The sequence below is a fragment of the Siphonobacter sp. BAB-5385 genome, from assembly GCF_002261125.1.
In the GTDB taxonomy this organism is placed as follows: Bacteria; Bacteroidota; Bacteroidia; order Cytophagales; family Spirosomataceae; genus Siphonobacter.
Window position 1 is genome coordinate 1 of record NZ_NMPS01000161.1, and the last position, 9,778, is coordinate 9,778.

At 51.2% G+C, this 9,778-nt stretch carries 8 protein-coding genes; 2 read left to right on the top strand and 6 right to left on the bottom strand.

Annotation, left to right across the window (positions count from 1 at the left end; genetic code table 11):
• Nucleotides 1-170 precede the first annotated feature (170 nt).
• A complete protein-coding gene (locus BWI93_RS15840) occupies nt 171-1,136 on the top strand; it encodes a hypothetical protein (RefSeq protein ID WP_094812997.1) in 966 nt (321 codons plus the stop codon).
• A gap of 5 nt (nt 1,137-1,141) precedes the next feature.
• Nucleotides 1,142-1,366 (top strand): hypothetical protein, encoded by a 225-nt coding sequence (locus tag BWI93_RS15845; RefSeq protein ID WP_176454238.1) that lies wholly within the window; start codon nt 1,142-1,144, stop codon nt 1,364-1,366.
• A gap of 101 nt (nt 1,367-1,467) precedes the next feature.
• On the opposite strand, the gene BWI93_RS15850 is transcribed toward BWI93_RS15845, so the two are convergent.
• From BWI93_RS15850 to aroB, 6 genes are all read right to left on the bottom strand, one after another.
• On the bottom strand, nt 1,468-2,784 hold the full coding sequence (locus tag BWI93_RS15850; protein WP_094813001.1) for a TolC family protein: 1,317 nt from the start codon (nt 2,782-2,784) through the stop codon (nt 1,468-1,470).
• A 28-nt stretch (nt 2,785-2,812) separates the two neighbouring features.
• Nucleotides 2,813-5,908, bottom strand: a complete 3,096-nt coding sequence (locus BWI93_RS15855) for an efflux RND transporter permease subunit (protein ID WP_094813003.1) — start codon at nt 5,906-5,908, stop codon at nt 2,813-2,815.
• Between the two features lie 77 nt (nt 5,909-5,985).
• Nucleotides 5,986-7,032 carry an efflux RND transporter periplasmic adaptor subunit gene (locus tag BWI93_RS15860; protein WP_094813005.1) on the bottom strand — a complete coding sequence of 349 codons (1,047 nt, stop codon included), beginning with the start codon at nt 7,030-7,032 and terminating at the stop codon, nt 5,986-5,988.
• A 7-nt stretch (nt 7,033-7,039) separates the two neighbouring features.
• Nucleotides 7,040-7,486, bottom strand: coding sequence for a hypothetical protein (locus BWI93_RS15865; protein WP_176454239.1), 447 nt, complete (start codon nt 7,484-7,486; stop codon nt 7,040-7,042).
• Between the two features lie 258 nt (nt 7,487-7,744).
• Nucleotides 7,745-8,308 carry a Crp/Fnr family transcriptional regulator gene (locus BWI93_RS15870; RefSeq protein WP_094813010.1) on the bottom strand — a complete coding sequence of 188 codons (564 nt, stop codon included), beginning with the start codon at nt 8,306-8,308 and terminating at the stop codon, nt 7,745-7,747.
• A 25-nt stretch (nt 8,309-8,333) separates the two neighbouring features.
• Nucleotides 8,334-9,359, bottom strand: a complete 1,026-nt coding sequence (gene aroB / locus BWI93_RS15875; protein WP_094813013.1) for a 3-dehydroquinate synthase — start codon at nt 9,357-9,359, stop codon at nt 8,334-8,336.
• Nucleotides 9,360-9,778 lie beyond the last annotated feature (419 nt).

A 9,778-nucleotide genomic window follows, 5' to 3' on the forward strand; every position in this document is an offset into this window, starting at 1 on the left:
CGTGCCGACATGGAATGTATACGGACTAAATGACCAGCCGTGTTTCCGGGACGAAGTACTTACCCTAGAATACTAGTTGATTGTTGTTTTTATGACTAAGTTTCAACGGCATACGAACTAAAACCAGCCGTTCCTGCGAAACAGAATATATACTTGTTGCTAAAAACAGTATGAATTATCAAAAAGCCGTACAGGCCAAAAGTGTATTGTCGGGCCAGTTGCTGGCTACTCAACATAAAATAGTGCGGGCGTTCGGACTGGATACGGTACTCGAAAGCAGTACGCATCTCATCCAGCCCGCCATTGCCGGAATTGGGATTGGACGGGAGGGAACGGAGGAGTACCACATTCGCGTGCTCGTTCAAAATCCCCTTTCTCCGCAGGAAATTACGGCTCTGGCTACCGTACTGGAAGTTGAGGAGCCGGATTTACGCATGATTCACGCCAATCAGGTCATTGCCTTCAGTGAACCCATCCGCCGCTCGCAGCGACCCCTGTGGTACGGCGTGTCCATCGGGCATGAACTCGTATCGGCGGGGACGCTGGGTTGTGCCGTATACGATCAGGGAAAGACGTACTGGCTCAGCAACAATCACGTTTTCGCCAATGGCAACGAAGCGAAAACCGGCGATCCCATCTGGCAACCCGGCGTTCGCGATGGCGGATCGAATGCGAGCCGGGTAGGTACACTGGCCCGATTTGTACCCATTGATTTTAGCGGAACTAACGAAGTCGACGCCGCCCTGGCAGAACCTTTGGATAATTCGCTGGTTTCCACTAACTTTCCTCCGTCGAATCCGCCGCTGGCTACGCTGACGGGCATTACCACGCCCACGTACGGCATGAAAGTGGAAAAATACGGTCGCACCACGGGGTATTCCACGGGCACGATTGTTTCGCTTTCCACGGATTTACCCGTTACGTTTGGTCGCAAGCAGGCCTATTTCGTGGATCAGATTGAAATTGAAGGGGAAAACGGAAACGCATTTTCCCAGCCCGGCGACTCGGGATCAATTATCGTGGAAGCGGGAACGGGATTAGTCGTCGGCTTGTTGTTTGCCGGTGATGGGAATCTGACCTTTGCCAATCCCATTGCTAATGTGTTACGGGCATTGAATGTCACCCTTAGTAAATGATGAAGATGATGAGTACGGTAGGCGAAATCAAAAAAGAATTGTCCCGGCAACTCCGCGATGAGCAGGGGTTCCTGGGACTGGCAATCCGGCGGGAAAACGAAAAAGAGTACATCCTGGTCCGGGTGAAAAGTCTGACCAAACACTGGGAGCGACGTGTACCCGAAGAAATTGATGGCGTACGTATCAAACTTGAGAAAGGAGAGCCCGCTCACGCCTACGTGCTGAAATAAGTACGATCTGATGCAACGAATCCCTTGCCGCCCGTTGCTCAAATTCATTTACAAAAAAAACGGCAAACTTCCGCCCGCCGTTTTCTTTCCTGTAAGCTTTTCTAGCGAATACCCGCCAGCGTATTCAATTCCGCAATGGCCAGCCGATAGGCCAGTTGAGCCCCGTACAGATCCTGCTCCGCCTTCGCCAGACTCGCCTTCGATTCCAGCAAATCTTTTTCCAGTTTCAGTCCCGCTTCTTTCGCATTGGTTTTCATCCGTACTTCCTCACGACGTAGGGTAACCGCCTGCTGAGCCACCGTAATGAGGCGTTGCGACTGTGTCACTTTTCGGTACGCTTTACTGATTTTAGCGGCTACATCTTCCTGCGTATGAGCCTGATAAGCTTCGGCCTGTTTTTTTTGCGAAAGCCGCTGGTTTTCTTCTGAACGGCGTTTGCCGAAATCATAGATATTCCAGCTTACGTTCAGTCCCAGGAAGTAATTATTCGCTGGTAAATCCGAAATGACGTTCTGGTAATTGTAGCCAGCCAGTACGCCGACGTTAGGCAACTTGTCCTTGCGGGCGGCTTCAATGCCGTACTCCACTTTTTCGATGGTTTGCGTCGCCAGTTTTACGTCCGGATTGGATTGCCGGGCTTCTTCCAGATAGGTATTCAACGGCTGCACGGCCAGTCCAGCCACGCTAACGTCAGTGAGCCGTAAGGAATCCGTATCCGGCACCCCGAGTACGACTTTCAGATCCGCCTCATAATCTTCCATCTGGTTCAGAATCTGCACCACTTTCTGCTGCTGGTTGGCCAGATCGGCCTGTAACCCTACTTTATATACTTCGTCGGTTTTTCCCGCCAGCAGGGCACTTTCTACGTCGTACAGCTTGGCCTGGGTAAGCTGCACATTGGCGTTGGCTTCGTCGAGCTGCTTCTGAGCGATCAGCACACCATAGTAGAGCTTCTCCACACCCTGTAGTACTTCCAATTCAGCTTTGGTTACCTGCGTTTGGGCGATGCGTACGTCGGCTTCGGCGGCTTTCACACCCACCCTGATTTTTCCAAGCTGACTGATGGGCTGGTACGCTCCAACCGAGCCGAGAAAGAGGTTGTGTTTACTCTGAAATAAGGGAACGGGTTGTTGCGGTAGATACGTGCCTCCGACCTGACCAAAGGCTCCGGCGGGAATCGCCAGATCTTTCGTAATCCCATTGAAGACATACATGCCCGAAGCCAGAAATTGTGGTTTATTCTTCGTCTTGGCTTCCGTGACTTTGTATTCGCTTTCGCGGACTTTCTCTTTCTGAATACTCAGCAAGCGATTGTGCTGTAAAGCCTGACTTTTAGCTTCTTCCAGCGAGAGTACTTCCTGGGCTTGTACGGACCACGCCGAGCCGAGCAGAAAGCTGTATAACAAAACCTTTTTCATGGGTTTTAATGGAATGGGTTGAAAAGACTTAGACGGGTTGCGTATCGCGGCCAACGCTCATCAGATACGCTTTGTCTTTCGGTTTAATCATTTTCACGTACAGCACGGGTACCGTCAGCAGGGCCATAATCATCGACCAGACCACGCCCACGGCAATCACACTCGCCAACGGACTCCACATGGGCGATCCGGAGAGAATCATGGGTAATACGCCAATGGCAGCGGCCATGGCCGTCAGGAAAATCGGACGTAAGCGTCGTTTCCCCGATTCGGCGGCGGCGGTAGGGATGTCCATGCCGTGTTTGAGCAGTTCGTTGGTATGATCGACGAGGATGATCGCATTCCGTACCACAATTCCCGACAAACTGATCAGTCCGACGAAAGCTGTAAAGCCAAAGTTGTTATGCGTGAGAATCAGTCCCAGGAACGCCCCGAATAAACTCAACGGAATGGTCAGCATTACCAGGAACGCTTCCTTGATATTCCGGAACTGGAACAGCAAAATCAGGAATATCAGGACGATACTAATCACCATAACCACAACCATCTGACTGAACGTTTCTTTCTGTCCTTCGTACTCGCCCCCGTATTCGATGCGGTAACCAGCGGGCAATTTCAGCGACTCAATTTTGGGTTGAACCGCTTTTAGCAATTCCGAGGGCAACAAATTGGCCTGCGTTTCGCTTTGGACCGTCAGCGTTCGAACACCGTTGCGGTGCATGATGCGGCCCGTTTGCCAGGCGGGTTGCAGATCAGCGATTTGCCGCAAGGGTACCGAAGCTCCCGTGACAGGGGAGGAGAGATACGTGTTGAGCAAATCATCAAAATTGCGACGGTTGGTTTCGTCCAGCCGTACCACCAGATCCACGGGTGTTGTGCCTTCGTACAAGGTGGTCACAGGAGCCCCGTTGAAACCAGCGTAAACCGTTTGCCCGATACTGGAGGTGGTAAAACCCAGTCGGTTGGCTTCACCCTTGAGGTTGATGTTCACTCCGTAATAATCTTCCATAAAATCGGTACGAACCATCGCACTGCCGGGCGTATTTCGTAGCACGCTATCCACCTGTACACCGATTTGCTTGAGCGTAGGCAGATCGTCGCCCACGATGCGTACTTCCACCGGAGCTTTGGTGACTGTACCCTGTTGCATGAGTTTCACCTGCGGACGTCCTTCGGGCACCAGAGCATCGACCTGACGCGAGAGCTCTTCCGCCATTGCCTGCGTACTGGCAATATCCGTGGTATTGATTAGAATTTGAGCGTAGTTGGTGACGGGTACTTCGGGCGAAAAGTTGTAATAGAATCGGGGAGCACTTGTTCCGGCAAAAGTGGCGTAACTCGTTACCCGCTGATCTTTCTTGACAACGTTTTCAATTTTATTGATGGCCGCCCGGGTTTTATCAAGTTTCGTACCCGTCGGCATCCACAATTCCACGACGAACTGATTTCGCTCCGCCGCTGGGAAAAACTTCTGCCGAATCGTGGTGAACAGCAAACCCGCCAGGGCAACCGTCAGCAAACTGCCCAGAATCGTTACGCCGGAATGACGCATGCACCAGTCGATGGCCGCGTTGTAGCCATTCTGCATCCGATCCAGCAGGGACGTACGTTTCTTCTTATTCGCCTCGGAAGGATCGTGTAAGCCTTTTTTGATGAAAGTATAACACAGTAAGGGCGTCAGAATCATGGCGACGATGAACGAAGCAGACAAGGCAATGGCCACCGTAATAGGCAGGGCAAAAATGAATTCACCTACCGAGCCCGACAGAATAACCATCGGCATAAAGGAAGCAATAATCGTAATCGTCGCCGCAAATACGGGAACTACCAGATCACTGGCACTCCGCCAGGCGGCCGTCCAGCGGTCCAGTCCTTCATCGAGCAGTTCCACGTAGTTATCGGCAATGACGATGGCATCATCGACGACCATGCCCAGTACCACAATCAAGGCCGCCAGCGATACCTGATGCAGCTCGATACCAAAGGCGTGCAGCAGGGCAAAAGTGACGGCAACCGTCATCGGAATCGCCATGGCCGCCACCGCTGCAATGCGGAAGGGCAGAAGTAGAATCACGACAATCACGACTGAAACAATAGCCAGGAAAAATTCCCGGATGAAGTGACCAACGTTCTCATCCACCAGATGCGGCTGATTGACAATCGTAGTCAGTTTCACCGTACTCGGTAGTAATTTCTGCACGGCTTCCAGCTGAGCATCAACGTCCTTACCGAACGACACAATGTTGTTTCCTTCGTGCATTTCCACGGCCAGCATCAGGGCCCGGTGTCCGTTTACGGTTGTCGTACTTGTGGGGTCCTGGTACTGACGGGTGATGCGGGCTACGTCGCCGAGTCGAATCACGTCTCCGGTTTTAGAAGTACCGATGATCTGACTGGCAATCTGGCTTTCGGTGCTGTAACCACCGTTGGCGTAGAGCGGTACCTCCGCCGTTCCGGTTTTCACATTTCCCGTCGGACTAATGGCATTCTGGGATTTCAGTACGTTCATCACCTGCGTGAACTTGATGCCGTACTGAGCCAGTTTTTCGGAATTGCTCGTAATGACGATCTGTTCTTTCTGCTCGCCAATGCGTTTGATTTTCGACACGGCGGGCAACGTTCGGAGCTGATCTTCTACTTTTTGCAGATAGTCTTTCAACTCGTTGTACGAAGCCTGATCGGATTCGATCCCGATAACCAAAGCTTCCGTATCCCCAAAGTCGGAGTTGACGATCGGGCCACGTACACCTTCGGGCAAAGCCAGCGTTTTGGCGACGAGTAATTCGTGCCGCAGTTTACTCCAGAACACGTCCGGATCTTTCACTTTATCCTCCAGCTCCACATTAATCACGACGGCTCCGTCGCGGGTTGTGGAGAAGGTTTTAGATTTCTTAACTTCCTCAAACTGAAACAGGTATTGTTCCAGCTTTTTGGTAACCTGATCTTCCACCTGAGCGGAATTCGCTCCGGGGAAATACGCCAGTACCAGACCCGTACGAATGGTAATCTTGGGGTCTTCCCGGCGGGGCATGGTCAGCAGGGAATGTACACCAACGGCAAAAACCATCAGCAGTACCGTCAGCGTAACCTGCGAATATTTTAGGGATGATTTGACAAAATTCATGATCTACACTGGATAAGGCCTGTAGAGTAAGAAGCGTATACGTCCGTTAAATAAAATTGAACGTTGTTTTGTATACGTTAAGGCTGGGTATTGGTAAGCTGAACGGCGGAACCGTCGTGGATTTTCTGCTGTCCACCCGTGATGACGAGCTCGCCCGGCTGCAAACCCGAAGTAATTTCAATGGTAGAATCCAGCAGGCGACCGATGGATACGCTACGTTTAAAGGCCTGCTTTTTCTGCGAATCGGCTACAAAAACGTAGGAAGAATTATCGGTATCGTGCAAGACAGCTTCGGCGGGTAAGGTTAGCGATTCCGTTTTCTGCGTCGAAGGCAGTTTCACTTCGGCCACCATACCGGGACGAATCAGGAGCTTCGGATTGCGTAATTCGATTTTCACCGAAAACGAACGCGTCGTCGCGTCGGCGGCGGAACCTACTTCGGTCACTTTTCCGGTAAAGGTGCTGTCGAGGGCTGAAATGTACACCTGAGCTGACTGACCGATTTTCACCCGCTGTAGTTCCGATTCTGGAATAGCCGCGTTGACTTTTACTTTCTGGATATCCGAGACGATAAACAGGGGCATTCCCGAACCTACAATTTCACCAATCTCCGTATTCTTTTTGAGCAGTACGCCCGCGAAAGGAGCGTAGAGTTTGGTATCCGAAAGGTTCTTTTTCTGGAGTCCGGCCTGGGCCTGAGCCTGTTTGAGTCCGTTAGAGACTTTGGCGAAATCGGCATCGCTCAGGCTGTTGCGGTCGTGCATAAGCTTGAGCCGGTTGTACTCGTCCTGCACCTGATTGACGCTGGCGGTAGCCGCGTCCACGCCGAGCCGGTAACTGGTAGGGTCCAGACTGGCGAGTACTTTTCCAGCGACTACGGGCTGGCCTTCCGTAGCCGCGATGTAGTTGATTTTTCCCGCCACGAGAAAACCGAGTTTGACGGTCCGGTTTCCTTCGACGTTTCCGCTAATCGAAATCTGATTTTCTGAAGAAGATCGACTAACTGTTTGCGTAATGACCGGTACGGCCGGATCGGCGGTGGCGGTTTCGGGAGCGGGTTTGCTCTGGCAGCTGGCGAGTACGAAGGCTGCTACACTGATGGAAAAATAAGGCTTGGGTTTCATAACTTCATTAATTAATCGTTTCCAGTAGGTGAATTTGTGATTGGGGGATTTCTAAAAAGAGTAAGTGTTCAAGGACACTGTCAACCCATTCTTCCGTATCCGTCAGAATAAAACTTAGTTCTGATACGGGGAATGTATTGGTGAGCGATTCGAGCAGGTCTAACGCCGGGTAAGCTGGTGTAGGACTGCCGAATACATAATACGTTTTCAAAAGGCCACGAAACGTCGATTCGAGACGGGTAAGCTCGTCGGGAAAAAACGGAGAATTCAGCTGCGTCAGGCCATGAATGACGGTACACGGCTGGTGGCGATTCAGTAGAGTTTTTAGCAAATCAATCAGCGAATGCAGGGAGTACGACGTTGATAAAAAGATCCAGTGTCGATCCGGTATAGGGCTGCTTTGCTGCGTGAAATTCAGGGCTTTCATAACACTGCTTTCGGGTTGTGCATGCAAAGCTCGGAAAGATTTACGCCAGGCTCTTTGATAAAAGTCAAAAAGCGAAGGGAGGTAGGCGGAGCCTACTAATTTGGGCGTCCGTAGCAGATGCTACGGATAACTCGCTCCTTGGAAAGGGGAGATAAAGTGATTTTTACAGAGGAGTAGATTCTGCTGCTGCTTCTAAGGTATATTTCTTTGGAAGACTGGTATTGAGAACGGCAGTCTGCGTTATCCATAGCATCCGCTACGGATTTTCAAATTTCTAGGCTATGCCTACTTTTTACTCCGAATCCGACTCAACGTCTCCTGCGAGATGCCGAGGTACGAAGCAATATGACCCAGGCTGACCCGCTGAAAAATGGAGGGTTGATTTTGGAGTAACGACTCGTAGCGTTCGGTGGCCGTTTGAAATTGCAGGGCCGTGATGCGTTCCTTCATTTCCCGCATCACCTGGTGCATGACCAGAACGTGCAGTTGCTCGAAAAGGGGATGCCGTTTGAGTAACTGCTCAAAGTCTTCGTGCGAGATGGAACACAGCGTTGTCTCCTCCAGGGTTTCCAGGTAATACTGACTGGGTTGACCGTCGATGAAACTTTCGTCTGCCGTTACGAAATTGTCTTCCGTATGAAAGCGGTACGTCGTTTCTTTCCCCGAGAGGCTTTGATAATGTTCCCGAATGAGACCTTCTTCAATGAAAAAGAGCCTTCGACAGTGCTGGCCCGGCCGGACCAGCACGTGGTTTTTCGGAAGGTGTTCCCGAACAATAATTTTCTGAAGCTCTTCGACGACTTCCGCAGATAAGGGTAAGTGCTGTTGAAGGAAGGTAATAATATGCATAGGGAACCGATTTGAAACGACGCCCTTACAGGCCCGCGTAGTACGTCAGAGCTTCCTGCATTTCGGAGTTGGATACGGGAATGTCGAAGCGACAGCTACCAATGCCCTCGAGTAGGGAGAACCGAACTTCCTTACCCCGGTTTTTCTTGTCCTGAGCCGTTAATTCGACGATTGCCTCGAAGGCATCGGCAGGAATTTGGGCTTTGCCGTAGGTTTGAAGCAGGTACGATTGAATCGTGGCGAATTGTTCTTCCGTCAGCCAGCCCCGTTGCCGACTTAGAAACGCCTCTGTCAGCATGCCCGCCGCAATGGCTTCCCCGTGCAGGAGCCGCTTTTCGGGATCTTCCAGAAAATACGTTTCGATGGCGTGACCGAGCGTATGTCCAAAATTAAGAATCTTCCGTATTCCTTTTTCCGTAGGATCAGCCTGCGTCACCCGTTCTTTAATGGCGACGGAATGAGCGATCAGGTCCGTCCAGTTCTGCGTTTCCCAGCTTTGTTGACGGAGTTCCTCCCATTTAGCCGCATCGGCGATGAGACAATGTTTGATAATCTCGGCAAAACCCGACCGAAGCTCGCGGGGCGGGAGCGTAGCCAGAAAATCGGCATCAATCAAAACAGCGTCGGGAATCTGGAAGACGCCAATATGATTTTTTAGTCCCTGGAAATCAATACCCAGTTTGCCGCCTACGCTGGCATCGACCTGCGAAAGTAAGGTTGAGGGGATTTGAATAAAGGCAATCCCCCGTTTGTAAGTTGCCGCACAGAAGCCGCCCATATCGCCAATGACGCCGCCGCCAAGATTGATCAGCAGGCCGTGGCGATCGAAAGCCGCTTTCGTAAGACCTTCCCAGATTTGTGTGGCCGTTTCCAGGTGTTTTTCGTTTTCACCCGAACGAATCTGAATCAGCGTATGCGGGGGCAGTAAGGCCTGAATGCGGGGATAGCAGTGCTGAAGGGTTTGCTCGTCTACCAGAACGGCTACCTGAGAAAAGGAGTGCGAGGCAAGGAAAGCGGGCAGGCTTTCGGTAATAGGGGCGATCTGTACCATAGCCGCAAAAATAGACGAAAGAGTAGAGAGTCGACAGTCGGGCGTAAAAGTTATCGGCGGGAGGGACAAAAACTGCCCAGCTTCTTCGTTCCCTTTCCAGAAGGGATTACGGGTAAAAGTTGGTCAAGTGCTCAAAATTGGGCAGTTTGCATTCTTTATGGATTGATTGCATACGAACATGATGAAGAATGAAGATCGTGAAAGCCTGCCACCCTTTATCCGGTCCTGGCAGCAGCTCTATGCCTTAGTCATCGCTAATCTCATTCTGATGATTGGGCTGTTCTGGTGGTTTACAGAGGCGTTTTCCTAACGGGTTTTTAAGTGGATGGGTAGCTGTTTGCGTCCAATGATAGCTGCGTTTTTCGTCCCGCAAGCACGGCTGGTTTTTTAGTCCGTATACATTCCATGTCGGCACGCCC